Origin of the sequence: Aeromonas sp. 61P, from assembly GCF_051919545.1 — a bacterium.
Taxonomy (GTDB): domain Bacteria; phylum Pseudomonadota; class Gammaproteobacteria; order Enterobacterales; family Aeromonadaceae; genus Aeromonas; species Aeromonas veronii.
In genome coordinates, this window is the sequence record NZ_JBQBEL010000001.1 from 93,730 (window position 1) to 119,241 (window position 25,512).

The following is a 25,512-nucleotide window of genomic DNA, read 5'->3' on the forward strand; positions in this document are numbered from 1 at the left end:
CCGCCAACACCCGATTTCATCGAGTATTAGTCATTGCCAGCACCCTGCTGGCAATGCCTATTTCAGCCGAGATACCCCCTGTTTGCAAGCCGGATTTGCCAATTTCAGAGGTACCTCACATCTGGCAAATCCAGGTCTAAAAAAGCCTTACGAAAAGAAACGGGTCAGGATCCAGGAGTAGGCCAATCCCCCCAGATAGACCCCGACGATCCCCATTACCCCGGACAAAACGGGAGGCGCCGGGATCGGCAATTTGAGGAAAGAAAACAACAAACCAACTATAAAGCCGGCCACCATCGCCAGTAGCACTTCATTCATATAACCTCCGATTTGACTCATTTTATTATTAGTTTAGATAGGAAAACGGTTGTCACCGCTCCATACGCGAACGCCACGGCAGATGCCGTGGCGTTCGTGTTTATACCCTGTCAGTCAGGCGGCGATTACATGCCGGACAGTGCCAGGAAGAAGCCTGCGATAGTGGCAGACATCAGGTTGGACAGAGAGCCAGCCAATACGGCTTTCAGGCCAAAGCGTGCAATGGTGCCGCGGCGGTTCGGCGCCATGGACCCCAGACCACCCAGCAGGATGGCAACAGAGGAGAGGTTGGCAAAACCACACAGCGCGAAGGAGATGATCGCCTTGGTGTGATCGGACATGGCCACACCGTTGATCAGCACTTCGTCTTTCAGGTACGGAGCGAAGTTCAGGTAAGCCACGAACTCGTTCACTACCAGCTTCTGACCGATGAAGGAACCGGCAACCACTGCTTCATTCCAGGGCACACCGATCAGGAAGGCCAGCGGGGAGAAGATCCAGCCCAGCAGCAGTTCCAGAGAGAGTTGCGGATAACCGAACCAGCCACCCACACCGGAGAAGATGCCGTTGATCATGGCGATCAGACCGATGAAGGCCAGCAGCATGGCGCCGACGTTCAGAGCCAGTTGCATACCGGCAGAGGCGCCAGCAGCAGCAGCGTCAATGACGTTGGCAGGCTTGTCATCCAGCTCGGCATCGGCAGAGCTTTCGTCGTAGTTCGGGGTCTCGGTCTCGGGAACCAGCAGCTTGGCGAACAGCAGACCACCCGGTGCAGCCATGAAGGAGGCAGCAATCAGGTATTCCATCTTCACGCCCATGGAGGCGTAACCGGCCAGTACGGAACCGGCAACGGAAGCCAGACCACCACACATGACGGCGAACAGCTCGGAGTCAGTCATCTTGGAGATGTAAGGACGAACCACCAGCGGCGCTTCGGTCTGACCGACGAAAATGTTGGCAGTTGCAGACAGGGATTCGGTGCGAGAAGTACCCAGTACTTTCTGCAGACCGCCGCCCAGCAACTTGATGACCATCTGCATGATGCCCAGGTAGTAGAGCACTGCAATCAGGGAAGAGAAGAAGATGATGACCGGCAGAACACGGAAGGCAAAGACAAAGCCGCCGCCACCGAACACTTCAAACATCTTGTTGCTGACCAGACCGCCAAACAGGAAGTCGATCCCGTTCTGGCCGTAGCTGATCACGCTGGATACCGCGTCGGACACGCCGACCAGGATATCGCGACCAACCGGAACATAGAGAACAAACGCCCCCAGACCGGCTTGAATTGCGAACGCACCGACAACGGTACGGACGTTGATTGCCTTGCGATTGCTGGAGAACAGCACCGCGATAAGGACGAGCGTCGCCATCCCTACCAGACCCATGAACAAATTCATTATTATCTTCCTCTAGTAGCACCTGGCTTGTTAGCGAGTTGTTATTAAACCCAACTAATCAAGGGGAGCGCATTATACTAATTAAAGTCCGATAAAATAGAATGCTGGTCACATTTTATCGTTATCAAAATGTCCAAGTGTCACAAAATTAGACAGCAAACGATTTTTACGCTCATTTTTTTTCCTGACAACTAAATCAGGTGTTGCGAATTTGTTTCATGGCTATTGGTCGTGATGGAAAATATGTCGGGCAGTTTCAAATAACACCTTGGCAACATCTGCCGATGGTTCATCCCGCAAAGTCATCAATATTTCCGCTATTTTCGGCAGCGCTTCCGGGGTATTCCGGGTGCCTTGCTCACCTTGTAACGGCATATCGGGCGAATCGGTTTCCAGCACCAGAGCCTCGAGCGGCATAGCCCGAAATACCTCTCGCGTCTTGTTCGCACGTTCAAAACTGATTACCCCGCCCACCCCGAGTCGAAAGCCCTGTTGCCAGAAAGCCTCCGCCTGCTGCAATGAACCGCTGAAAGCATGGATCACCCCGCCACGAGGCGGCTTGAAGCGGCGCAACAGCTTGGTCACAGTGTCATTGGCGCGCACCGAGTGGATCATCAGGGGAAGCCCGACATCGGCAGCCAGCCGGATCTGAGCCTCAAACAGCGCAAGCTGCCCCTCCTGCGGCACGTGAGAACGGAGGTCCAGCCCGCACTCGCCAATGGCCACCAGCCCGGCAGGCTGGCTCATCACCAGCATTCGCAACCGCTCCATCACCCCCTCCCGCTGTTCACCGGCATACCAGGGATGAATGCCCAGACCATAAAAGAGGCCGTCATGTTGCTCTGCCAGTGCCATCACACGAGTCCAGTTATCCTCTGCGATGGCAGGAATGATATACTCCGTCACCCCTAATGCCCGACAACGGGCCAGCAGCGCCTCCCTGTCCTGGTCGAACACCGGAAAGTCGAGATGGCAATGGGTATCTATCAGCTGCATATCACTCACACCTGTTTGCGGTATTTAATGGGTCATTGAACATGATGAACAACAGAAACAACGGCTTTACCCTGATTGAACTGGTGCTGGTGATCATAGTGCTGGGGATCCTGGCCGTCACCGCCCTGCCCCGCTTTATCAATATCAAGGATGATGCCCTGAAAAGCACGGTCTCGGCGACCGCTGGCAGCTTTGCAAGCGCAGTTCAGCTGGCTCATGCTGGCTGGGCGGTGAAAGTGCAGGGACAAGACCTCGCACTGTATAACTTCAGTGGGATGGGCAATAAAGATTTGGATATCAACCACTACGGCTGGCCTGTGGGGACAAAAGAGGATCAGGGTAATCAAGGTGTTGATATTGTTTTCCCCGGAGGCACAAGTGACCAGATATCGGTCAGTAGCCCGGATGACTGCAAACTACTTTTCACTGGATTACTTGATACCAATCAAACCGTTCCTGACCTAGCAGACAAAAATACGGACACAGACTACACCTCTGAGATCATTGCTGCAGATGACCAAATTGACGGGGGGCTACGTCACGATAACTGCCGTTATATTCTTCGCGATTCTATCGGCCGCCTCCCGGATCACCCCAACGGCCTCGGCTTCGAGTACAACAGCGTTACCGGTGCCGTGACCCGCAATTTTGATTGAGCTCAGCCTCTTCTGCGCAAGCTCGCTCTTTGCTTGAATCATCATCATAACGAACCGGCGTACAGCAGCGCCGGTTCTCCTGGGTGAGGCCCCACTCCTCGCACCACGCGTCGTAACGGGCCAGCCAACGCAGCAATATCCCCTTCATCGTCGCACCTCCGCCAACAGGTTCAGGTCAAAAACCATCCTAATCAGAGTCGGCAAGGGGAGCAAGTCATCCCCATAACCGCGATCAGGCGGAATAAAAAAGAGCCGGTCAGCATGGCTGACCGGCTCTTTTAACATTCCCTGAAGAGGTTATCCGATGAGCGACAGCTCATCAGCCTCACAGACTCTTCAGCTTCTCTTCCGGCAGGGCCAGCTCGTCATTGCGGTTGACGCCGATGCCGCGCTCCAGCACGTGACGGGCGATGGCATGGGCCTCTTCCAGCGAGTGCATGCTGTAGGTACCGCACTGGTATTCGTTCAGCTCGGGGATCTTGCCCTGCTCCTGCACGGTCAGCACGTCGCTCATGGCGGCCTGCCAGGCGGCGCCAACCCGGGCTTCGTCCGGTGCACCGATCAGGCTCATGTAGAAGCCGGTCCGGCAGCCCATGGGGGAGATGTCGATGATCTCCACCCCATTGCCGTTCAGGTGATCACGCATGAAACCGGCAAACAGGTGCTCGAGGGTGTGGATGCCGCGCTCGGAGAGGATCTCCTGGTTCGGCACGCAGAAACGCAGGTCGAACACGGTAATGGTGTCCTTGTTCGGGGTCTGCATGGTCTTGGCCACACGCACCGCCGGCGCAGCCATGCGGGTGTGGTCAACGGTAAAACTGTCCAATAACGGCATTTCTGACTCCTGATTTGGTTACCAGAACCAGCCCCCGCTGGAGAGCTGATCCTTGCATTGTCGATACTGGGCGCCGTAGCGCTGGGCGCGGGCCTCCACCTTGCGGGATGTCTTCATCAGCCATCCCTTGCTGCGGTAGCTGCCACGCCGATAGCCACCCCACCCTTCGTGATAGTTGAGATACTGGCCATACGCATCCCACTTGGAGGTGCCGTTCAGCCGCTGGGCCTTGTGAGTGTACCAGCCCATGAAGTCGATGGCGTCGGCAAAGTCGTCGCGATCGCTCCAGCCGTTGCCGGTTTCCCGCTGGTAGTCAGCCCAGGTTTCATCTTTGACTTGGGCATAGCCGTAGGCCGAACTGGCCCGCCCGGTCGGGATGAAGAGGAAATACTGCATCGGCGGCTGGGCATCGTGCACGAAGGAGGACTCCTGATACATCATGGCCATCACCACGTGGATCGGGGTTCCCCACTTCTCGTTCATCTTGAGCGCCGCCTTGTGCCAGTCCGGTTTCTCGCGAAAGATCTGGCACAGGTTTTCCGGCTGGGCCGGCGGCCGGGTACTGCAGGCGGTCAGACCGGCCAGCAGGCCGGCCACCGCAACGAGGCGCATCCAGGACATCAGCGGGATCGAGTCTCCATTCGTTGGCTCATCACGAGGCTCTGCCATCTCATCAGATGGCGTCTTCGTTCTCTTCGCCGGTACGGATACGAATGACGCGCTCCACCTCGCAGACGAAGATCTTGCCGTCACCAATCTTGCCGGTGCGGGCGGTGTTCTGGATCGCTTCCAGGCAGGCATCCAGATCCTCGTCCTGCACCACCAGCTCCACCTTCACCTTGGGCAGGAAGTCGACCATGTACTCGGCGCCGCGATAGAGCTCGGTGTGGCCTTTCTGACGGCCGAAGCCCTTGACCTCGGACACTGTCATGCCGTTGATGCCGATCTCGGCCAGGGCCTCGCGCACATCGTCCAGCTTGAACGGTTTGATGATGGCTTCAATCTTCTTCATGGTGACTCCTTACCAGTTCTGTTTGCCAAACCCGGACGTGATGGGGTAACGGCGATCCTTACCAAAGTTGCGGGCCGTGATGCGGGGCCCGACCGCCGCCTGACGGCGCTTGTATTCGTTGAGATCCACCAGCCGGATCACCTTGCGCACCACCGCCTCTTCGAAGCCCTCCGCCACCATGTCGGCCACAGAGGCATCCTCTTCCACGTAGCGCTTGAGGATGGCATCCAGGATGTCATAGGGCGGCAGGCTGTCCTGATCCACCTGGTCCGGTGCCAATTCTGCCGAAGGGGGACGGTCGATGACCCGCTGCGGGATCACATAATCGACGGTATTGCGGTATTCGCACAATTTGAAGACCAGTGTCTTGGGGACATCTTTCAGCACATCGAAGCCACCGGCCATGTCGCCGTACAGGGTGGCGTAGCCCACCGCCATCTCACTCTTGTTGCCGGTGGTCAGCACGATACGGCGACGCTTGTTGGAGAGCGCCATCAACAGCACGCCACGGCAGCGCGCCTGCAGGTTCTCTTCGGTGGTGTCGCGGGCAGTCCCTTCAAACAGCGGCGCCAGCTGGGCCATAAAGCCTTCGAACATCGGCTCGATGGAGATGATATTGAACTCCACCCCCATCCGCTCGGCCTGCTCCTTGGCATCTTCCACGCTCATCTGGGCGGTGTAGCGGAATGGCATCATCACCGCCTGCACCTTGTCGGCGCCGATGGCATCGGCCGCGATGGCCAGGGTCAGTGCCGAGTCGATGCCGCCGGAGAGGCCCAGCACGGCGCCGTGGAAGCCGTTTTTGGTGACATAGTCGCGTACCGCCAGCACCAGCGCCTGATAGGTCTCGGCCAAAGGATCGAGCGGGGCAGCCGGTTCCCGCTCTTTCACCGGCTGGCCATCGGCAAAGCGCACCAGCGCCAGCTCTTCGGCAAACGGAGCCAGCTTGTGGGTCAGCTCGCCCTGGCTGTTGAACACCTTGGAGCAACCGTCGAAGATCAGCTCGTCCTGACCACATACCTGATTGAGGTAGACCAACGGCAGACCGGTCTGATCGCAGCGCTCGGCCATCAGCTCGCGGCGGATCCAGGGTTTCTCCTGATCATAGGGCGAAGCATTGATGGTGAGCAGCAGCTCGGCTCCCGCCGCCTTGGCGGCCAGCGCCGGACCCGGCTGCCAGAGGTCTTCACAGATGAGCAACCCCAGCTGATGACCACGGAAGGGGACCACACAGGTCTCGGTTGCCGCAGTGAAGTAGCGCTTCTCGTCGAATACCCCATAGTTGGGCAAATCCTGCTTGAAGTAGCGTGCGACCAGCTTGCCTTGCTCGTAGAGGGAGGCGGCGTTGTAGAGTGCCTCCCCGTCGCGCCAGGGGTGACCCACCAGAATGGCGCAAGCCCCCTGCCATGCCGCGATGCGGGCCAGGGCGGCCTCCACCCGGATCATCAGATCGGCGCGCAGCAGCAGATCTTCCGGCGGATAGCCGGTCAGAGCCAGTTCGGAGCAGACCAGCAGATCGGCACCTTGCCGATCGGCCTCGGCGGCTGCCGCCAGCACCTTGTCACAGTTATCTTCGATGGCGCCTACCGTCAGATTCAACTGGGCAAGCATCAGAGAGAGGGCTTTTGCCATGGCGATGCATCTTGAATTCGAAAATGATGGGGAATGATAAAGAAAAGGGGGGCAATCTGCCAGTTCAAGACAGGCGTAACCGTGTGACAGCAACATGCGGGAAGGATAAGCTGTAGATAGTCACGGAACGACAGGCCTTCGCAGATATGAAAAACGCCGGATTTACCCTGATGGAGTTGATGATAGCCATTGCACTGGGCGTCATTCTGTTGGGGATTGGTATTCCTTCCCTCTCTAACCTGCTTGGCAGCAATAATTTGGCGACCCAGGAAAAAAGTCTTCTCAACCACTTAAACTATGCCAGACAACAGGCTATCTCTAACCAGCAAACGGTTACTCTCTGCCTGACCACTATCAATAATTCTGTAGAAGAGTGCGTTACTGCCAATCAAAATGGAGCGACCCGGCAGATCGCTTTTATCGATACTAATAGCGATCAGAAGCTCAATGGCAGCGAAACAACTCTGACGGCAAGTCCCGAGTTTCCTGCAGAACTGGCCATTTCTGCAGATGCACAGGCGCTGCGCTTCACCCCTGATGGCACCATTACGTCTGATAGCGAGGTCATCTTTTCACTCTGTGTAAGCGGTGAAAAGGGCATTGAGATTGCAGTTATGCCTGCCGGGCGTGCCCATAGCCAGGCAAGTGGTGCTGTATGTCCATGACCTGCGTTAACTACTGCGAAACACACACGAGCACAAAAGGATCCATTTCAATCCAATAGCTATGCTTAGAGTCTCCTTTGAACAAGGACTCATACGCTATGGCACGAAATGGATTTACCCTGCTTGAGTTTTTAATATCTGCAAGCCTGACAACCATCCTGTTGACCTTGGGACTGCCGTCATTGGCAAATCTGCTGACATCTACCAACAGCGACATCTACACAAGAAACCTGCAGGACCACCTGATCTTCGGCCAACGGCAAGCCATCACACAGCAGCAACCCGTCACAGCATGTCTTGCCATGCCTGTCAGAAACTCCACAAAAGAAGGTTGTGTACTCGCAAATCAAACCGGCGCTCAGCGCATGCTTGTCTTTATCGACACCAATCAGGATCGCCAATTCGATATTGCAAATGGCGATATCTTGTTATCAGCAACAGAACCCTTTCTTGAAAAACATACCGTGACGGCCAATCGACAATTTGTGCGATTTAGTCCAGATGGCACTGCGATTGGCACCAACATGACACTCCGGTTTTGTATCGACCAGGCACCTCGAGTCGATATCATCGTTTCCCCATCCGGCAGAAGCAGAAGCGAAAAAAAGGGGCTGAGTTGTTCTTAGCCCCTTTACCCTACTCAATAACCAACGTTATCTGGGTTGGATTTCATCTTGTTTTTTTGCATCAGCCAGCGAAAAGGTAGCCGCCAAAGGAACGCACTCGATTACCTCTGTGACAAGATGCACCACCCCATCAATCTCATAACCTTTCTGTTTAAACACCCTGACCAGATTTGCCTTGCTCGTATCAGCAACCGGTTGCTGCAACACCATCTGCACGCCACCTTCCAGAGTGACATAACATTTCATGTCTTCCGTTTGAGCATGAACCAACAAGGGTAAGCCCACACACCAGAGCAGCATGCGTTTCATCCCTGTTCTCCTTCATAGAGATAGATTTTCTTGGGGGACATATCCATTTTTGCCTCTTCCGCACCTTGTGAGCATTCTCCTTCACCGGTACAGCGCTCAGGCTCTCCCTTCCCATCATCTTTGAGGATGACCTCCTTGCCCGGAGCACCACCTATAATCCTGATCCGGCCATCATCCCCACCATGAATAACCAGATCATCAGCAACCTTATTTTGCACCTCTACGTAACGCTGAATAACTTCCTGATTGTTGCTATCCAGTACATATTTGAACGAAGTGCCATAGTGCATATCAATCATATATTGGCGCATGGCACCGATCGATTGAATCGTACATTGTTGGAAGTCCTGTACCTGAGGTAAGAAGGAGGTGAAATAGAGCTTGCCTTGCAACACCAAACCAGCCCCCATTGATTTTTCACCGCTTTCATTGAGCCAGAATTTCCATCCCAACTTGCTGGTCAACGCCTTGGTGGTGTTTACAATCTGCTCTTCATTCAAACCCGTAAAGGGATCGCTGGTCACATCGTAGAGATCGTTCAGTGTGATACTTGATGGCACCGCTGGTTCAGACGTTTCCCCAAACAAGGTTGGATTAACATTGTAGTCACGTAGCATCACATACACATTTTGGGTTGTCGCTTCTGAGGAAGGACGATTTCTATCACCACTGCCTATCAATACGGCATCAAACGGACGCTCACTGTAAAGATAATTTGTACCATCATACTTCCAACCTTTATTGATGGTGCGCACCAATACGGGCTGAGTAAAGAAGCGACGGTCGTCTGCCAGTTTCTTATCACCCTCACTTAAATGGGCATTACCCAAACTGGCAAATTTGATGGCCGTCCATTTAGATTTTTCTGTCCCCTTCATGTCGATGCGCCAGATCTGGCCACCGGTATCTCCTGCATAGATTCGGTCTGAAATACCATCTCCATCACTATCCAGCACGGAGACAGAGCCAGGCATGCTATAAACCATGCCTGCAACTTGTTTGTTGGTTGCACTGGCCGCATCCGGGGTAAAGCTGAACAACAGCGTGCCGGCCTCAGCATCCACGATATAAATACCCAACCCTTCACTGTCTTCAGCCCCCTGGCCCAAATAGCTCTTGGCCTGATCATAACCTCCAGAGAATATCAGGACTGGCTTATAGGTTTTTTTACCATTGGTTTCTGTGTAATAACCGGGAATAAACGCAACCTCGGGGATCGACCAGGTCTCGCCCAGTTTGCTGAAACCGGCGCTGTTTTTATCCAACCGCCACATCAGCGAAGGGGAGTCCGGATTGGATATATTCAACGCATAATAGGCCTTGCCACCACCCCGCAGCCCAGTAAATAACCACACCTTGTCACCTTGTGACGACTTGATATGACCATCTTTTACTTGCTCATTGACCAGCACTGTAGGCGATGCATCCACACCATAGAGATGCACTGATGAGTCCAGGTTCTCTCGCAGCGCTTTCTGATTCGCGATAAATTGATAAGGCATAACGGCCCAGCTTTCATCAACCGTGGTGCCGCTGTCTTTAAACATATGCAAGAAGCCGGCATTACTTCCCATCACAATGCGCAAGTCAGGTGTACATGTAGTCTGTCCTGTCGACGTTGTACAACCGTAGTTGATCACTAATGGCCGTGAATGCAACGGGTCACCAAGAATATGCTCCCGATTATCTGTTCTATCACCATCCTGATTCTCATCAAACGCATCAATCCCCTTGGTCCAATTAAGCAGGTCATCCATGCTATCAGCACTATCAAGCTTCATGACAGTGCGTAGCTGCGTCGCCCCGCCTGCCATGCCCTCAAGAGCAGACTTGCTAAAGGGAGTTAATGTATTAGTGGAAGGGGGAATAACATAAAGATTGCGATTGGTTTTAGCTGCCAGCATCTCTTGTACCCCACCCTCGGCAACCTTGTTACCATCACTGGTGGATGACCAATAGGTTCTTGCTGACTCAAGAATTGTTCCATCACTGGATATCGCAGGTAAGCCACTCTGATCGACTACATAACCCTTATCTGGATTCAGAACCAGCTTTTTAAGATTGCCCTTCCATCGTGGACCAGAACCAGGCTCAAACATTGCATAATAAATATTATTCAGACTGCGAGTACGGTCAAAGTTATTAGTGGCAATGGCGGGAGAGACCAACGAGGTATTCATTTTCAAGATAGCTAGTAATGATGATTTTAATGCTTCGTTAAGTTGGGTTGCATCGGTTGCTGGATAGTATTTACCCCCACCACGACGAGCGGTCTCTGCCAATAATGCACCGGCCCCCTTAATTGCTTCATCTCCAAAACCCACGGTGAATGTTGTGACTGTTTGTTTGCCTATAGCCGAGGTGTTTACATCATTGTTTTTCATATATCCGGCAAGTGCAGCAAGATAGCTTTTTTCACCAGAAGACCCATAACTAACCAAGCCGCCATAAGCAACCTTCTCCTCTGTAGATAACGTGCTGATCAGGTTGGCGACAAGGGAATCTGCTGCTTTATCATTGGTTGGTTCACCATCTGTCATATAGATGATATAACCATTATTGGAACATTTATCATAGGGGGTTTTATATATACCCGATGTTACTTCAGCATTGCTATCCCGCTTTGGAGTACGATTTACATCATCGTCACCAAAGTACACCCCCAAACCGCCAAAGTATCTATATGATTCATATAGTGTTTCACATAAGGGAGTCCAAGTGTCAGAGCTCAAACTATTTACCTTGTCAATCAAATCCTGCGCACCGCTTTTACCAGAGGTGAGGATGGCATCGTTACCTACAATATTGCGGATTATTCTTCCGCCATTTCTACTACCTGGTTCATTGCCATCATTGTAGTTAAAAACAGCCAGACCAAAATCGACAGCTGGCGTAGCCAAAACCAGTTCTTTGACTGCATCCTGAGCAACTTTCAATCGAGTTTGTGTTGACACACCTGTACTACCGTAATACCAACGGACATAATTTGCCGTAAATAATGAGATCTGGGTAGAACTACCACTAGCAAGAGCATTGGCTACATTTGATGTGTAAAACCAGCTTCCCGTTGTGCGATTTGGCTTGTCAACGGGATAACCATCAACAATATATGTTGAATATGGACCTGAATATTGATTGTTTGCGTTTTGCTCATCAATATCTTGCTGGCAATCTGCAATTATTATACTGTAAATATCAAAATCATTTAGAGAACGCCAACGCCCCTTTCTATTTTTATCATATATTTCATATCCCCAAACTCGTGACTGAAATCGGCCCACATTATTTAGAGGGCCTTTAGATGTCGCACATGCATTTAAATTCTCACTAAAACGTTTGGTACTGTTGATAGTGGGAACTTTTCCATCACTGGAGAAATAGATGAAGCGATTACTATTATTAACATCTGGATCATTAGCCAATGATGGATAACTTATCGATGAGTCATAAGGCTCTTTAGCAACTTCGGTTGTATTTTTCATACTCCCCGAGTTATCGAAAATAAAGAGCACCTTAGGGCGGAAGTCCCCCGCCTTGGCAAAGTCATAAATAAACAACTCGGTATCATCGGAATAACCAGTACCTACCGCCAAAGATCCCCCTGATATTCCGCAACACAATACCAGCAAGCTTGTAAACAAACAGTTCCTTATGTTCATCACCCGCTCCCTAATTGGCACTGAGCAAGGGTTGTTCTACCCCGGCAGTAAAGGTCATTTGGCTATTCACCTTGCCATAAGCACTGGATGTGGTGGCTTCAGCATAACGACAAGCTGGCGTTACATTCTGGCTACTGGCTTCAAATTTTCGTTTGCATACACTTTCTGTATTGACTGTCAAAGTAGTAGGAGTGGTAGTGCCTATTGCCGCCGAAGTACCAATTGCCTGCGTTGCAATTTGTGTTGAGAGAGAAGTATCGCTCAATGCAGACTCCAGAGCACCTTCAACTTCGTGCTCCGCTCGTTGCAAACTGGCACTAGAACCCGCCATCTTCAGACTCATACCACTGGATTGCATGACGACTACCGCAATCAGAGTCAAGGGAACCAGAATAACCAGTGCAACAATCAATGCTACACCCTGGTTTTTTTTAACCAATCTCATGTTCCACCTCGGGTGGTTATTTGTTGATTGCGTAATGCAATACTGCTTTCCAAGAGCAGACGGCGATAACCATCACCACCACCATTAACCGTAATATTACCGAGTTGATAGCTATTGTTATTCTTATAGCGACTTGATTCCCGAGCGGCTCTAATCAGTAAGAAAAGCCGAGCCCCCAATACTCGCCCCTCATTCCAGCGCTGTGTTGTCATTTGGTCCGTTGACATATATCTGTCTATGCGTCCATCAGGGATCAAGGAATCGTCAACACCATACATCAGCACCATATGTTCAACGCCCTCAGCCATAGCGCCACCAATCAGAGCAGAGCCACCATTGACGGTCAAATAGCGCTTGCGTAAAACAGGAATACCATCTTCTTGTGATAGGTAATAAATGTAGTGCTGGTATTCCCAGATCTGGCTCTCATTATTGGCACCAAAGAGTGGTCTGGTTTCGCTTCCCTTGATGACTCTCGCCTCCTGACTATTGGTTGCCATATAAAAGCGGTTTGTATCCAATCCCTCTGATCCTGGTATAGGACGCCCTACCAGTCGCTTGATACTGATTACATCGGAGTTTGCCACTCGATCGTTGGCATCAATACAAGTAAAACCACTCAATCCTTTGCTTGCGGAAACCCGTGAAACCCAAAGTCCGCGAATTGGCCCAAGAGGTGATGGCAAACTACCGACAGAGCGCTCATCCAGACAATCGCTACTGGCAGGAACAATGCTGCCAGCACTGAGGCTCAGAGAAGAACCAACTTGTGTTGACTGACCAGTATAAGCTCCAAAAAAGCCAGCCCATTTGATATCCTGGCTAATCAGCCGAATGGCCAATCGACCATTTTCCTGTAATTCACTTTGATCAAAGGCATCTTCAGAGCTGGAGCGAGACATCACAAAAACTGTGAATACCCCCGCCAACAAAAATAGACCGAGCAGCATAGCGACCAGCCACTCTACCAGCGTGAAACCGCGAGAATTCATAAAGTCGTCGTCAGAATAAACTGGCGCCTCGAAAGATTATTTGCTGTCGAGAGTTGACACTCATTGATCAGCGTTGCTGCGGCAGCAGCAGCCCCCCCATCAGATATCTCTTGCTTGCCAGCCCAGAATATTCCGACAGCCAATACATTATTAGCCCGCCGCACCACGCAGCCTATCGGTGAATTCAAGGAAGATGCCGCCCCCGACACACTGGCCCCAAGCAGGGCTTGTTGCCAGTAGTGAAGGTCGGCGTTACGTAAATCTGCAGCACTGCACGCGCTGATTGTGCCATCTGCGGCGGCGCATGTCGGACGTGGCAAGTTGGTGGCAAGATTAACGCTCACTGCACCGGATGCGGTCCAGCTATCGCGATTTATCCGTACCCGTTCAACCATATCGTTAGCCAACCAGCTGGCAATAGTGCGCTGACGAGCTTCATAACTGGCAAATTTGGAATGGGTTTGCAAAGCAACCAGACCAAGCAGCCCCAGCGACAGGATGACTGCGGTGATCATCACCTCCAGCAGGCTGAATCCTCTCTCATGTGGTGAAACATGAATGACCATGGGCTATTCCCAACAGCTATTGCTAGCTGCACCAGAAGCACTTTTGACACCTAACTGATTAATGGAAAACACCGTGCAATCGGTATCTTTAGCTTGGGCCGTCGCCGCGCCGGCACTGGCTGACAAGGTGTAGGTGTTGCCTGATACGGCAATGGATAATTGATACAGACCATTCTCAGATGCACTACTGATACCAAGAGCAGCAGCAGAGGATGCATACTGATTGAAATCCATGAAATAGGTTTCTTGCCGATTGGCCGCATTGAGCAGCATGCTCTTGGCTTCGACACGATGACTGGTCAGCACATATTGCTGATAGGCGGGATAAGCGATGGTGCCAAGAATCGCCACGATGGCGATGACAATCATCAACTCAATAAGAGAAAAGCCACGAAAGTATCCAATCATATCCCATCCTTGGTGACAGACTGCTGCATAAGTTTAACGCCGAGCCTGTCTCATGAACAAACCCGGCGTCATTATCAACACACTTTATTCTTAAGCCTTCCTGGCTGCACTCAAATTATTCTAAGTTCGGGAGGAACCTCAAAGACTACGTTCTCTTCACGGCCAGGATGCTCGGCGACCACCTTGCCACCCAGCTCGCGCAGGCGGGCAATCACAGACTGCACCAGCACCTCGGGGGCGGATGCGCCAGCGGTGACGCCAATCGCCTTCACGCCTTCCAGCCAGCTCGCCTCAATCATCGACGCATCGTCGATAAGATAGGCTCTGGCGCCCACCTTCTCGGCCAGCTCGCGCAGACGGTTGGAGTTGGAGGAGTTGCGAGACCCCACCACCAACATGGCGTCCACCAGCCCTGCCATCTCCCGCACCGCATCCTGACGGTTCTGGGTGGCGTAGCAGATATCGTCCTTGCGCGGCCCCTGGATCTTGGGGAAGTACTTGCGCAACGCATCGATGACGTCAGAGGTCTCATCCACGCTCAGGGTGGTCTGGGTGACAAAGCAGAGGTCATCCGGATTCTTCACCTTGAGCTTGGCGACATCTTCCGGCGTCTCCACCAGATACATGCCGCCTTCGCGATTCTCGTACTGCCCCATGGTCCCGATCACCTCGGGGTGACCGGCGTGGCCGATGAGCACCGCCTCGGAGCCCTTGCGGCTGGCTCGATGCACCTCCATATGAACCTTGGTCACCAGCGGACAGGTGGCATCGAATACCTTGAGGGCGCGGGACTTTGCCATCTCGCGCACTGTCTTGGCCACGCCGTGAGCAGAGAAGATGACGATGCTGTCGTCCGGCACCTCGTCCAGCTCCTCGACGAAGACAGCGCCCGCATCTTTCAACTTGTTCACCACATACCGGTTATGCACCACTTCGTGGCGGACATAGATGGGGGCACCGAACTTCTCCAGCGCGCTCTCGACAATACTGATGGCGCGATCGACACCGGCGCAAAAACCGCGAGGGTTAGCGAGCAGAATATCCATTAATGCACCTTCTCCTCATCATCAACGCCCAGGATCTCCACCTCGAAGGTGACGGTATGACCGGCCAGCGGGTGGTTGAAATCGACCGTGACCGACATCCCGGCTACCGCCCGGATGATGCCCGGCAGCTCGCTGCCATTGGGCTGATCGAACAGGATGATGGTGCCGACTTTTGGCTCCACATCGGCGCCAAATTTGGCACGGTCGAGATGGTAGATGTTGTCGGGATTGGAGAGACCAAAGGCCTCTTCCGGCGCCAGAGTAAAACTCTTGCTCTCCCCTTCGCACAGGCCCAGCAGACACTGCTCGAAGGTGGGGGTCAGGCTGCCATCGCCCATCCGCAGGCGGGCAGGTTTGCCGTGCAGCGCCGTGCTGTCGGCAACCGAGCCATCTTCCAGCTTGATGGAGAAGTGGAACAGCACGCTGCTGTTAGCGGTGATCTGCTGGCTCATGCCTGCTCCTTTTTCTCACCACGGAAACCGTCCAGCACAATCATGGCGGCCCCGATAAAGATAAAGCTGTCGGCCAGATTGAATGCCGGCCAATGCGCACGCTGCCAGTAGAAGTCGAGAAAATCGACCACATGGCCCAACACCAGTCGATCAAAGACGTTGCCGAGGGCGCCGCCGATGATGAGTGAATAGGCGATACCGCTCCAACGCTGGGCCACCGACTGCTTGCGTAGCCAGTGGATCAGCAATCCACAAATGGCAAAAGCCAGCACCGCGAAGAACCAGCGCTGCCAGCCCCCCTGATCAGCCAGGAAGCTGAATGCGGCACCCTTGTTGTAGACGTGAACCAGATTGAAGAAGGGGGTGATCTCCACCCCCGGGTAACCAAATGGCAGCAACTTGACCACGGCGAGCTTGCTCGCCTGGTCCAGTACAAAGGCCAGCACTGCCAGCCACAGCCAACGCAGGCCGCTTTTATGTTGAGTCATGTTCATCAGGCAAATTGACGAGTTTCGCCGTCACCCTCAACGTTGGTCACACAGCGACCACAGATCTCTTCGTGACCCGCGATGGTGCCCACATCTTCCACATGGTGCCAGCAGCGGTCGCACTTGGCGGCGGCAGACTGGGCCACGCTCAGCCACAGGTCATCACGCTCGGTCGCCACAGAGCCTTCCGGCGCAGTGTCAGCCACAACCACCTTGGCTTTGGAGGTGAGCAGCACGAAGCGCAGCTCATCAGCCAGGGCATTCAGGCGTGCCGCCAGCTCCGGCTTGGCGAACAGGGTCAGTTCGGCCTGCAGGGAACCGCCGATACGCTTCTCGCCACGGGCCACTTCCAGCGCCTTGTTCACTTCACCACGCACGGTGAGGATCTCGGCCCAGAAATCGTCATTGAGGGATTCACCCGCTTCCAGACCGAACAGGCCGTCGTACCACTCTTCGGTGAAGACGAACTCGCCGCGCTCACCCGGCAGCAGGGCCCAGATTTCATCAGCGGTGAAGCTCATGATCGGCGCCATCCAGCGCACCATGGCCTCGGCAATGTGATAGAGGGCGGTCTGGCAGGAGCGACGGGCCAGGCTGTCAGCCTTGGCGGTGTACTGGCGATCCTTGATGACGTCCAGATAGAAGGAGCCCATCTCGATGGAGCAGAACTGCATCAGCTTCTGGGTTACACCGTGGAAGTTGTACTCGTCGAATGCCGCCATGATCTCGGCCTGTACCGCTTTGGCACGACCCACAGCCCAGCGATCCACCACCACCATGTCGGCAGGCGCCACCATGTCGGTCGCCGGATTGAAGCCGTTCAGGTTGGCCAGCAGGAAGCGGGCAGTATTGCGAATACGACGATAAGCATCGGCAGAGCGCTTGAGGATCTCGTCGGAGACAGTCATCTCGCCGGTGTAGTCAGTGCTCGCTACCCACAGACGCAGGATGTCTGCACCCAGCTTGTTCATTACGTCCTGCGGGCTCACTACGTTGCCGATGGACTTGGACATCTTGCGACCCTGACCATCCACGGTGAAGCCGTGAGTCAGCACCTGGTTGTAGGGAGCTTTGTCTTTCATGGCCACACCGATCATCAGGGAGGACATGAACCAGCCACGGTGCTGGTCAGAACCTTCCAGATACATGTCGGCTGGCTTACCGTTGAACTCGGGACGGGCATCGACCACGGAGGCGTGGGTAGAACCGGAGTCAAACCAGACGTCGAGGGTGTCAGGCACCTTGTCGTACATGTCGGCGTCGCTACCCAGCAGCTCCGCCTTGTCCAGATCCCACCATGCCTGAATGCCGGACTGCTCGACCCGCTTGGCTACTTCGTGCATCAGGCGCACGGATTCCGGGTGCAGTTCCTGGGTCTCTTTATGGACGAACAGGGAGATAGGCACACCCCAGGTGCGCTGACGGGAGATACACCAGTCAGGACGGTTCTCGACCATCGCCTGAATACGGTTTTTACCCCAAGCCGGTACCCAGCCGCTCTGGCCTTGCTGGGCAATACCATCCTTCTCGATGCGCTCGATCTCTTCCAGCGCGCGCTTGCGCAGACCCTTCTGCTCCATGCTGATGAACCACTGCGGGGTAGCACGGAAGATGATCGGGGTCTTGTGACGCCAGCAGTGCGGATAGGAGTGGTTGAACACCTTGTGATGCAGCAGGGCACCGCGCTCGGTCAGCACTTCGATCACGGAGGCGTTGGCCTTGAACACATGCTGACCGGCAAACAGTTCGGTATCCGGCAGGTAAACGCCGTTGCTGCCAACCGGGTTGGCCACTTCCAGACCGTATTTCTGGCCGACCACGAAGTCTTCCTGACCGTGGCCAGGGGCGGTGTGTACGGCGCCGGTACCGGCATCCAGAGTCACGTGATCGCCCAGTACCACAGGCACGTCTAAGCTGTAGAAAGGGTGGTTGAAGCGCAGCAGCTCGAGCGCGGCACCCTTGGCATAGCCCAGATTGTGGAACTTCTCGATACCGGCGCGATCCATCACGTCCTTGACCAGCTCTGCGGCCAGGATCAGACGCTCGGGATGCTCACCTTCAACCTGCACCAGTGCGTAATCCAGATCGGCGTGCATAGCGATGGCGCGGTTGGCTGGCAGGGTCCACGGAGTGGTGGTCCAGATCACCGCAGAGATCGGGCCCTTGCCGGTGTGGCCTTCGGCACAGTCAAACTTGGCGGCAACGGTCGCCTCATCAACAGCCTTGAAGCGCACATCGATGGAGGGGGAGTTCTTGTCGTAGTACTCCACTTCGGCTTCAGCCAGCGCGGAGCCGCAATCGGTACACCAGTGCACCGGCTTGGAGCCTTTGTGCAAGTGGCCGTTTTCAACGATCTTGGCCATGGAGCGGATGATGTTGGCTTCGGTGCCAAAATCCATGGTCAGGTAGGGGTGTTCCCAGTCACCCAGCACACCCAGACGGATGAAGTCGGTCTTCTGCGCTTCGATCTGGGTCTTGGCGTATTTGCGGCACTCGGCACGGAATTCGGCAGCGGAAACCTTCTCGCCCGGCTTGCCGACCATGCCTTCCACTTTCAGTTCGATAGGCAGACCGTGGCAATCCCAACCCGGCACATAGGGGGAATCGAAACCGGAGAGGCCCTTGGACTTGATGATGATGTCTTTGAGGATCTTGTTGACCGAGTGACCGATGTGAATGTTGCCGTTCGCATAGGGGGGGCCATCATGCAGAATGAAAGAAGGCTTGCCCGCTTTGGCGCGGCGAATAGCGCCGTAGAGATCCTGATCGTACCAACGTTTCAGCATGTTGGGTTCGCGCTTGGCCAGATCGCCACGCATCGGAAACTCGGTTTCCGGAAGATTCAGGGTGTGTTTATAGTCGCTCATCAGTCCTGGGTTCCCTTCTTTTCTAAAAGAGTGCTGGGTAAATTGAATTGTGGCAGCCCGAACCAGGCTCGGGCCGCCAGGGCATCTCGTTCGATCTGCTCTTTCAAGGCAGTGAAAGAGGCAAACTTCTGCTCTTCGCGCAGCTTGTGGCGAAGCAGCACCTTGACCTGCTGACCATATAGATCACCAGAAAAATCAAATAGATGTACTTCCAATCTGGCTTGTGTACCGCTCAAGGTCGGCCGTACACCCACATTGGCTACACCGGGGAAGGTCTTGCCGGAACATATCACTTCCACCGCAAACACGCCACCGACCGGGATCACCTGACGCTTGAGGGCCAGATTGGCAGTGGGAAAACCTATGGTGCGCCCCAGCTTGTCGCCGTGGGCCACCCGGCCGCTGATGGTGTAGGGACGGCCAAGCATCAGCTCCACTTCCGCCATCCGGCCCGCCTTGAGGGCTTCACGCACCAGGGTGCTGCTGACCCGCTGCCGTTCGAGCTGGAAGCTCTGGGTACTGATCACCTCGAAGCCGAAGCGATGGCCCGCCTCCTCCAGCAGGTGGAAATCCCCTTCCCGCCCCTTGCCGAAGCGAAAATCATCGCCGACCACCAGATAGCGCACTCCGAGCTTCTCCACCAGCAACTGCTCGATGAAGGTCGAGGCCGCCTGCTCGGCAAAGCGGTGGCTGAAGCGCACACAGAGCATGCGGTCGATATGCAGCCCCTGCAGCGCTTCATACTTCTCGCGCAACCGGCTCAGCCGGGCGGGCGCAGCTGTGCCGGCAAACAGCTCCAGCGGCTGCGGCTCAAACAGCATGACGCAGGCGGGCAATCCCAGCTGGGCCGCTTTCTCCTTGAGACGTGCCAATACCGCATGGTGACCCTGATGAACCCCATCAAAGTTGCCAATGGTTAATACACATCCCCGGTGACGGGGCTTGAGATTGTGAATGCCGCGAATAAGCTCCATCAGTGCCTTGTGCGTTGCTGCCATGGAAATCGGCGGATTATATATCAGGCAGCAGGCAGGGTCAGCCCTCATAGCCTGATTTCAACTATCCGGGCCCAATCACGCCCACTGCGGCGCCATGAGGCACTATCCCCATGGCGCCGCAGGATCACGACTACTGCTGCCCCGATTTAAGGTGACGCGGCCGAATGCCCAGCAGCAGCAACACCACGGCATAGACCGCAGCCCCCAGCGATAGCAGCATGGTCAGCTGCAAACTGGCCTTGCCCATGCTCCATGCGCCCCACTGGGCCAAGTCTGGCGACAGATAGGCGAGCACGCCGCCCATCAGCACGCTGGCGACCAGCAGCTTGAGGCAGAACACGCCGGTATGGCGGGAAGGACGATAGACGCTCTGCTGGTACAACCCTTTGAACAGCAAAGCCGCATTCAGGGTACCCGAGCAGGCGGTCGAGAGCGCCAGCCCCACGTAACCGAGCGGGTAGATGAAGATGAGGTTGCAGACCATGTTAGCAATCATCGACATCACCCCGATCCGCACCGGCGTCTTGGTGTCCTGACGGGCGTAGTAACCGGGCGCCAGCACCTTGATCAGCATCAGGGAAAGCAGACCGGTAGTGGAGGCCAGCAGGCTGGCGCTCGACATGGCCACTTCATGCAGGCCAAATTCGCCGCGCATGAACAGCACTCGCAAAATGGGCTCGCGCATGACCGCAATACCTATCATGGCGGGCAGGCCGAGCAGCATCACCATCCGCACCCCCCAATCCATGGTGCGGGAGAAGTCGGCCGGATCGGCATCCACATGCTTCTTCGCCAGCGCAGGCAGGATCACGGTACTGATGGCTACCGCAAACAGCCCGAGGGGGAACTCCAGCAGGCGATCAGAGTAGTAGAGATAACTGATGGCACCGGTCGCCAGGAACGAAGCCAGCATGGTGTTGACCAGCAGGTTGATCTGGCTGACCGAGACCCCGAACAGGGCCGGGATCATCAGGGTGCGGATCTTCACCACCCCAGGGTGATTCCATCCCCACTTGGGCCATACCAGCATGTTGATTTGGCGCAAAAAGGGGTACTGAAACAAAAACTGCACCAAACCGCCCAAAAAGACACCAATCGCCAGCGAGATCTCAGGTTTGTCCATCAGCGGTGCAATCCACCAGGCCGCCGCAATCATGGTGATGTTGAGAAACACCGGCGTAAACGACGAGACCGCAAAGCGGCCGAAGGTGTTGAGGATAGCCCCCGCCATGGCGGTAAAGGTGATGAACCATAGGTAAGGGAAGGTGATTTTGAGCATCAGACTGGCGAGCTCGAACTTCTCGGCCGCAGGGCCGCCATGCAGCCAGTCCCAGAACCAGCCCCAGCCAAACAGCGCGGTCAGCACACCCGACCCCAGCACACCGAGCAGGGTGACCACAGTCACGATCCCCCCCAGCGTGCCCGCCACCGCCGCCAGCAATTCACGCACTTCCCCCTCGTCGCCATTTTTCTTGTACTCCGTCATCACGGGAACAAAGGCCTGGTTGAAGGCACCTTCGGCGAACAGACGACGCAGAAAGTTGGGAATGCGATTGGCAAAAAAGAAGACGTCGGCGGCCACCCCGGCACCGAGCAGATTTGCGATGACTACATCGCGAACCAAGCCCATTACGCGGGATGCCAGCGTCATTCCGGACACTATCATGCCGGATTTGATCAATTTCTTACTCAAGACGAGGCCTCTGGAACTGTCAGAATGAAAAGAATGCTGCTAGAATCGGCCGACAGTTTAACCGTCTCCCTACTGACACACCACCGGGAGGCGGTGTTTATTTGCACAAATCATTTGACAATATGTGGTTGGAAGGGCATATTTCCGGGCCTTTTCAATACACTCGCTAAGACAGTTTTAGGAGTTTTACCTTGGCTAACATCAAATCTGCTAAGAAGCGCGCTCTTCAGTCAGAAAAACGCCGTCAGCACAACGCCAGCCGTCGTTCCATGACCCGTACCTACCTGAAGAAAGTCATTGCTGCTATCGCCTCTGGCGACAAAGCTGCTGCGACTGCCGCTTTCGCTGTTGCTCAGCCGATCATGGATCGTATGGCGACCAAAGGCCTGATCCACAAGAACAAAGCTGCTCGTCACAAGAGCCGCCTGTCTGCCCAGATCAAAGCTATGGCTTAATCAGCTTCTGCTGATCAAAGCTGAAAAAACCGGCCTTAGTGCCGGTTTTTTATTTATCTGAGCTGCAATAAAGTCGATGCAGCAAACTGATCATTTCACGCACCTCATGGCTGCGCAGCGAATAGTAGACCGTCTGGGCCTCTTTGCGCGTCGTCACCAGCTCATCCCGCCGCAGCAGCGCAAGATGCTGTGACAAGGCCGACTGACTCAATCCCAATCGCTCGTTGAGCTCCCCCACTGACAGTTCGCGCTCCAGCAACTGGCACAGAATAAACAGCCGCCGTTCGTTGGCCAGCGCCTTGAGCAAGGCCACCGCTTTACTCGCATTGGCTTCCATCTCTTCAAGTTGCATCACATCTCTCCTCTACCACTCATCGCCGATGATACGTGGTGACGGGTCGTTTTAAAACGACAGGGTGGCCGGCTGGATGGCGGAGAAATTCTCCTGGCCGGAAAAGAGAAAGGTAAAATCGCTCTCGCAGACCCGCTTCACCGCCGGATGCTGGATCATCCGCTCGGCGAAGATGACGTAATACTCCTCCATCAGATCCTGGGTTTCCCCGATCAGCATCACCCCCTCCCCCTCAAGGATCTCCTCCCGATAGATGGTGGGAGCCATGAAAATCCCCTGATTGAAGAAGCCAAACGCCTTCATCAAGGCGGCATCATCAAACTCGCCAAGAATGCTGGGGGAGACACCTTGCTGTTCGAACCACTGGGTCAGCTGACGCCCCATGGCGGTACGGCGACCGGGGATCAGCAGCTTGCGCTCTTCCAGACAGGCAGGAAAGGGTTTTTCAGGCAGCGGCGCCTTGCAGAAGAAGCTGACGCCACAGCCGCCCAACCGCTTGGAGAGCAGCCCCGCATGCTGGCTGGAGTCCACTGGACAGTCGGAGAGGATCATATCGAGCTTGTGCTCGCTCAGCTGCTCCAGCAGCAGTTCGTGGGTCGATTCGAAACAGCGCAGATGAATGGAACCATCATTGGGGATGACAGAGAGCAGCACGCGGCTGGCAAGGCGCTTGGAGAGGGCATCGGCGATGCCGACGTCGAACAGGATCTGGCTCTCCTTGCGGTAGTTGACGATATCGAGCATCTCGTAGGAGAGGCTGAACATCTTGTCGGCATAGCGAAACACCAGTTGACCCAGCTCGGTCGCCTCTAGGGAGCGCCCCTTGCGTTTGAGCAGCTTGCCACCGAGGCGCTGCTCCAGCAGCTTGATCTGGCCGGTGACGGTTTGCGGGGTCAAAAAAAGGGCTTCCGCTGCCTGGGTAACGGAGCCCTTCTTCTGAGTCATCCAGAAATAGTAGAGATGGTTGTAGTTAAGGTGTGACATCCGATGGGGTTCCCGCTTGACGCGGACTCCGGTAGCAGCTGAGTTCAACCGCCAGAATGTCATACATGTCGCTAACCGAGTCAACCTTGTTCGCGCCAAACTGCTCCATCAGACTTGCCTTGAGGCGTGCCTTGTCAGGCATCCGGTCAGCGCAATAACGCTTGTTGGAGCGCTTGACCATCTCGCCAGCCCTGCTGCTTAGCGCCCGCTCGGAGAAGGTTTCGCCAAAGCGCGCCTTGGCCTGCTTGTCCCCCAGCAGCAGGGCACTGTCTACCACCCCGTTCAGATAGGCAGAGCAGTTCGCCGAAGCGGCGTCCTGCTTGCAATCCTCCAGCCCGCCGGCCCAGGCCGCGGGGCTCAACAACAGCATCAACAACCCTGTATGCAGCTTCATAGTCCCTCCGTACTCTGTTCCCCTTCACCCTTGGGAAGGGCCATGCGCAAGGCCAGATAGCCGACTACCGCCGCCATGGTGGAGCCCACCAGGATCCCGAGGCGAGAATAGCTGCCGTAATCCAGCCCACCGTGCTCGAAGGCGAGCGACGCGATAAACATCGACATGGTGAACCCGATGCCACAGAGGATGCTGACCGCAAAAATCTGCTTGAAGTTGACCCCGGGCGGCAACTGGGCGATGCCCAGCTTGACCGACAGCCAGCTGATGGTGAACACCCCGAGCGGCTTGCCGATAAACAGCCCCAGCATGATCCCCATAGGCACCGGACTCAGCAGGGAGGAGAGACCAATCCCTTCCAGCGATACCCCCGCGTTGGCAAAGGCAAACAGCGGCAGGATCAGATAGGCACTCCAGGGGTGCAACTTGTGCTCCAGATACTTGAGCGGCGAGGCGTAACGCTTGCCGTTAAGCGGGACCATAAAACCGACTACCACACCGGCCAGGGTCGCATGGACGCCAGACTTCAGCACCGCAACCCAGAGCACCAGGCCAACCAGCATGTAGAGGCTGATCCTGTCCTCACCACGACGATTCATCCAAAGCAGGGTGAGGGTTGCCAGAATACCGATGGCCAGCGCCTCCAGCGACAACTGCTGGGTATAGAAGAGCGCGATGATGATGATGACGCCGAGGTCATCCATGATGGCCAACGCCAGCAGGAATACCTTGAGGCTCACCGGCACCCGCTTGCCGAGCAGCGTCATCACCCCGAGGGCAAAGGCGATGTCGGTCGCAGCCGGAATTGCCCAGCCAGCGCGCGCCACTTCGTCCGAATAGTTGAAAAAGGCGTAGATCAAGGCCGGAGCCAGCATGCCGCCAACCGCCGCAATAGCCGGAAAAGTCGCTTGCACCCGAGAGGAGAGCGCCCCCTCAAGCATTTCACGCTTCACTTCCAGACCAACCAGCAGGAAGAAGATCGCCATAAAGCCATCGTTGATCCAGAGCAGCAGCGGCTTGTTGATGTCGAGAGCCGCGATGCGCACCTGCACCGGCGTGTCGAGAAACGCCTGATACCCGCCAGCCAGCGCGGTATTGGCCAAAATCATTGCCAGCATGGCAGCCATGATCAGAATAATTCCGGAGGCGGCCTCCAGCTTCAGGAACTTTTTGATTACGTCACTCATGGTTAAATTTTCCACCGTATTGCTTTGGTTTGAGTCTATCCCTTGCAACAACCAATGGAAAATCGTTTCTTGCTGCT

General features: G+C 54.9%; 27 protein-coding genes. 4 read left to right on the forward strand and 23 right to left on the reverse strand.

The window, feature by feature from the left end; all coding sequences use genetic code 11:
* Window positions 1–147 precede the first annotated feature (147 nt).
* The 3 genes from ACTG2O_RS00450 to ACTG2O_RS00460 all read right to left on the reverse strand — a co-directional run bounded on the left by ACTG2O_RS00450 (window position 148) and on the right by ACTG2O_RS00460 (window position 2,714).
* Window positions 148–318, reverse strand: coding sequence for a XapX domain-containing protein (locus ACTG2O_RS00450; protein WP_005340467.1), 171 nt, complete (start codon window positions 316–318; stop codon window positions 148–150).
* A gap of 125 nt (window positions 319–443) precedes the next feature.
* Window positions 444–1,718: a NupC/NupG family nucleoside CNT transporter gene (locus ACTG2O_RS00455; RefSeq protein WP_019445565.1), complete on the reverse strand. Its 1,275-nt coding sequence runs from the start codon at window positions 1,716–1,718 to the stop codon at window positions 444–446.
* 222 nt (window positions 1,719–1,940) lie between these two features.
* Window positions 1,941–2,714 (reverse strand): TatD family hydrolase, encoded by a 774-nt coding sequence (locus ACTG2O_RS00460; protein ID WP_019445566.1) that lies wholly within the window; start codon window positions 2,712–2,714, stop codon window positions 1,941–1,943.
* A 41-nt stretch (window positions 2,715–2,755) separates the two neighbouring features.
* Here ACTG2O_RS00460 and tppF point away from each other — a divergent pair, with 41 nt between their 5' ends.
* A complete protein-coding gene (tppF, locus tag ACTG2O_RS00465; RefSeq protein WP_026034953.1) occupies window positions 2,756–3,370 on the forward strand; it encodes a type IVa pilus pseudopilin TppF in 615 nt (204 codons plus the stop codon).
* Between the two features lie 325 nt (window positions 3,371–3,695).
* On the opposite strand, the gene luxS is transcribed toward tppF, so the two are convergent.
* From luxS to ACTG2O_RS00485, 4 genes are all read right to left on the reverse strand, one after another.
* Complete coding sequence (gene luxS, locus ACTG2O_RS00470; protein WP_011704660.1) at window positions 3,696–4,205, reverse strand: S-ribosylhomocysteine lyase; 510 nt, start codon at window positions 4,203–4,205, stop codon at window positions 3,696–3,698.
* An 18-nt stretch (window positions 4,206–4,223) separates the two neighbouring features.
* Complete coding sequence (locus ACTG2O_RS00475; protein WP_272942506.1) at window positions 4,224–4,817, reverse strand: transglycosylase SLT domain-containing protein; 594 nt, start codon at window positions 4,815–4,817, stop codon at window positions 4,224–4,226.
* 61 nt (window positions 4,818–4,878) lie between these two features.
* Window positions 4,879–5,217, reverse strand: coding sequence for a nitrogen regulatory protein P-II (gene glnB / locus ACTG2O_RS00480; protein WP_005308848.1), 339 nt, complete (start codon window positions 5,215–5,217; stop codon window positions 4,879–4,881).
* Window positions 5,218–5,226: 9 nt separating this feature from the next.
* A complete protein-coding gene (locus ACTG2O_RS00485) occupies window positions 5,227–6,849 on the reverse strand; it encodes an NAD+ synthase (protein WP_019445569.1) in 1,623 nt (540 codons plus the stop codon).
* Window positions 6,850–6,995: 146 nt separating this feature from the next.
* Here ACTG2O_RS00485 and ACTG2O_RS00490 point away from each other — a divergent pair, with 146 nt between their 5' ends.
* Both ACTG2O_RS00490 and ACTG2O_RS00495 read left to right on the forward strand, forming a co-directional pair.
* Window positions 6,996–7,514, forward strand: a complete 519-nt coding sequence (locus ACTG2O_RS00490) for a GspH/FimT family pseudopilin (protein WP_019445570.1) — start codon at window positions 6,996–6,998, stop codon at window positions 7,512–7,514.
* A 98-nt stretch (window positions 7,515–7,612) separates the two neighbouring features.
* A complete protein-coding gene (locus tag ACTG2O_RS00495) occupies window positions 7,613–8,140 on the forward strand; it encodes a GspH/FimT family protein (RefSeq protein ID WP_019445571.1) in 528 nt (175 codons plus the stop codon).
* A gap of 27 nt (window positions 8,141–8,167) precedes the next feature.
* Here the strand turns inward: ACTG2O_RS00495 and tapY2 are convergent, their stop codons facing one another.
* The 12 genes from tapY2 to murJ form a co-directional block, all read right to left on the reverse strand.
* Window positions 8,168–8,449 (reverse strand): type IVa secretion system protein TapY2, encoded by a 282-nt coding sequence (gene tapY2, locus ACTG2O_RS00500; protein ID WP_019445572.1) that lies wholly within the window; start codon window positions 8,447–8,449, stop codon window positions 8,168–8,170.
* Window positions 8,446–12,108, reverse strand: coding sequence for a pilus assembly protein (locus ACTG2O_RS00505; protein ID WP_019445573.1), 3,663 nt, complete (start codon window positions 12,106–12,108; stop codon window positions 8,446–8,448). Before ACTG2O_RS00505 ends, tapY2 begins: the two co-directional genes overlap by 4 nt.
* A gap of 10 nt (window positions 12,109–12,118) precedes the next feature.
* Entirely contained in the window at window positions 12,119–12,553 is a 435-nt protein-coding gene (gene tppD / locus ACTG2O_RS00510) for a type IVa pilus pseudopilin TppD (RefSeq protein ID WP_083851939.1), read from the reverse strand.
* Entirely contained in the window at window positions 12,550–13,545 is a 996-nt protein-coding gene (locus ACTG2O_RS00515; RefSeq protein ID WP_439975207.1) for a PilW family protein, read from the reverse strand. Before ACTG2O_RS00515 ends, tppD begins: the two co-directional genes overlap by 4 nt.
* On the reverse strand, window positions 13,542–14,111 hold the full coding sequence (gene pilV, locus ACTG2O_RS00520) for a type IV pilus modification protein PilV (protein ID WP_042084357.1): 570 nt from the start codon (window positions 14,109–14,111) through the stop codon (window positions 13,542–13,544). Before pilV ends, ACTG2O_RS00515 begins: the two co-directional genes overlap by 4 nt.
* Window positions 14,112–14,114: 3 nt before the next feature.
* Entirely contained in the window at window positions 14,115–14,519 is a 405-nt protein-coding gene (locus tag ACTG2O_RS00525; protein ID WP_005358030.1) for a type IV pilin protein, read from the reverse strand.
* 110 nt (window positions 14,520–14,629) lie between these two features.
* Complete coding sequence (gene ispH, locus ACTG2O_RS00530) at window positions 14,630–15,565, reverse strand: 4-hydroxy-3-methylbut-2-enyl diphosphate reductase (protein WP_439975208.1); 936 nt, start codon at window positions 15,563–15,565, stop codon at window positions 14,630–14,632.
* A complete protein-coding gene (fkpB, locus tag ACTG2O_RS00535) occupies window positions 15,565–16,017 on the reverse strand; it encodes an FKBP-type peptidyl-prolyl cis-trans isomerase (RefSeq protein ID WP_042059691.1) in 453 nt (150 codons plus the stop codon). Before fkpB ends, ispH begins: the two co-directional genes overlap by 1 nt.
* Window positions 16,014–16,511, reverse strand: a complete 498-nt coding sequence (gene lspA, locus ACTG2O_RS00540) for a signal peptidase II (RefSeq protein WP_019445577.1) — start codon at window positions 16,509–16,511, stop codon at window positions 16,014–16,016. The genes fkpB and lspA overlap by 4 nt, the downstream gene beginning before the upstream one ends.
* Complete coding sequence (gene ileS / locus ACTG2O_RS00545; protein ID WP_439975209.1) at window positions 16,511–19,372, reverse strand: isoleucine--tRNA ligase; 2,862 nt, start codon at window positions 19,370–19,372, stop codon at window positions 16,511–16,513. The genes lspA and ileS overlap by 1 nt, the downstream gene beginning before the upstream one ends.
* Window positions 19,372–20,346: a bifunctional riboflavin kinase/FAD synthetase gene (ribF, locus tag ACTG2O_RS00550; protein WP_019445579.1), complete on the reverse strand. Its 975-nt coding sequence runs from the start codon at window positions 20,344–20,346 to the stop codon at window positions 19,372–19,374. The genes ileS and ribF overlap by 1 nt, the downstream gene beginning before the upstream one ends.
* A 154-nt stretch (window positions 20,347–20,500) precedes the next feature.
* Window positions 20,501–22,063, reverse strand: a complete 1,563-nt coding sequence (gene murJ, locus ACTG2O_RS00555) for a murein biosynthesis integral membrane protein MurJ (RefSeq protein ID WP_026034954.1) — start codon at window positions 22,061–22,063, stop codon at window positions 20,501–20,503.
* A 191-nt stretch (window positions 22,064–22,254) separates the two neighbouring features.
* On the opposite strand from murJ, the gene rpsT reads away from it, so the two are divergent.
* Window positions 22,255–22,518, forward strand: coding sequence for a 30S ribosomal protein S20 (rpsT, locus tag ACTG2O_RS00560; protein ID WP_005308808.1), 264 nt, complete (start codon window positions 22,255–22,257; stop codon window positions 22,516–22,518).
* Window positions 22,519–22,567: 49 nt separating this feature from the next.
* On the opposite strand, the gene ACTG2O_RS00565 is transcribed toward rpsT, so the two are convergent.
* Genes ACTG2O_RS00565 through nhaA form a run of 4 tightly spaced genes read right to left on the reverse strand, consistent with a single transcriptional unit; the run spans window position 22,568 to window position 25,435 of the window.
* Window positions 22,568–22,870 (reverse strand): ArsR/SmtB family transcription factor, encoded by a 303-nt coding sequence (locus ACTG2O_RS00565; protein WP_005348924.1) that lies wholly within the window; start codon window positions 22,868–22,870, stop codon window positions 22,568–22,570.
* A gap of 51 nt (window positions 22,871–22,921) precedes the next feature.
* Window positions 22,922–23,854 carry a transcriptional activator NhaR gene (gene nhaR, locus ACTG2O_RS00570; protein WP_005340434.1) on the reverse strand — a complete coding sequence of 311 codons (933 nt, stop codon included), beginning with the start codon at window positions 23,852–23,854 and terminating at the stop codon, window positions 22,922–22,924.
* Window positions 23,841–24,248: a hypothetical protein gene (locus tag ACTG2O_RS00575; protein WP_019445581.1), complete on the reverse strand. Its 408-nt coding sequence runs from the start codon at window positions 24,246–24,248 to the stop codon at window positions 23,841–23,843. The genes nhaR and ACTG2O_RS00575 overlap by 14 nt, the downstream gene beginning before the upstream one ends.
* Window positions 24,245–25,435, reverse strand: coding sequence for a Na+/H+ antiporter NhaA (nhaA, locus tag ACTG2O_RS00580; protein ID WP_439975210.1), 1,191 nt, complete (start codon window positions 25,433–25,435; stop codon window positions 24,245–24,247). Before nhaA ends, ACTG2O_RS00575 begins: the two co-directional genes overlap by 4 nt.
* Between the last annotated feature and the right edge of the window lie 77 nt (window positions 25,436–25,512).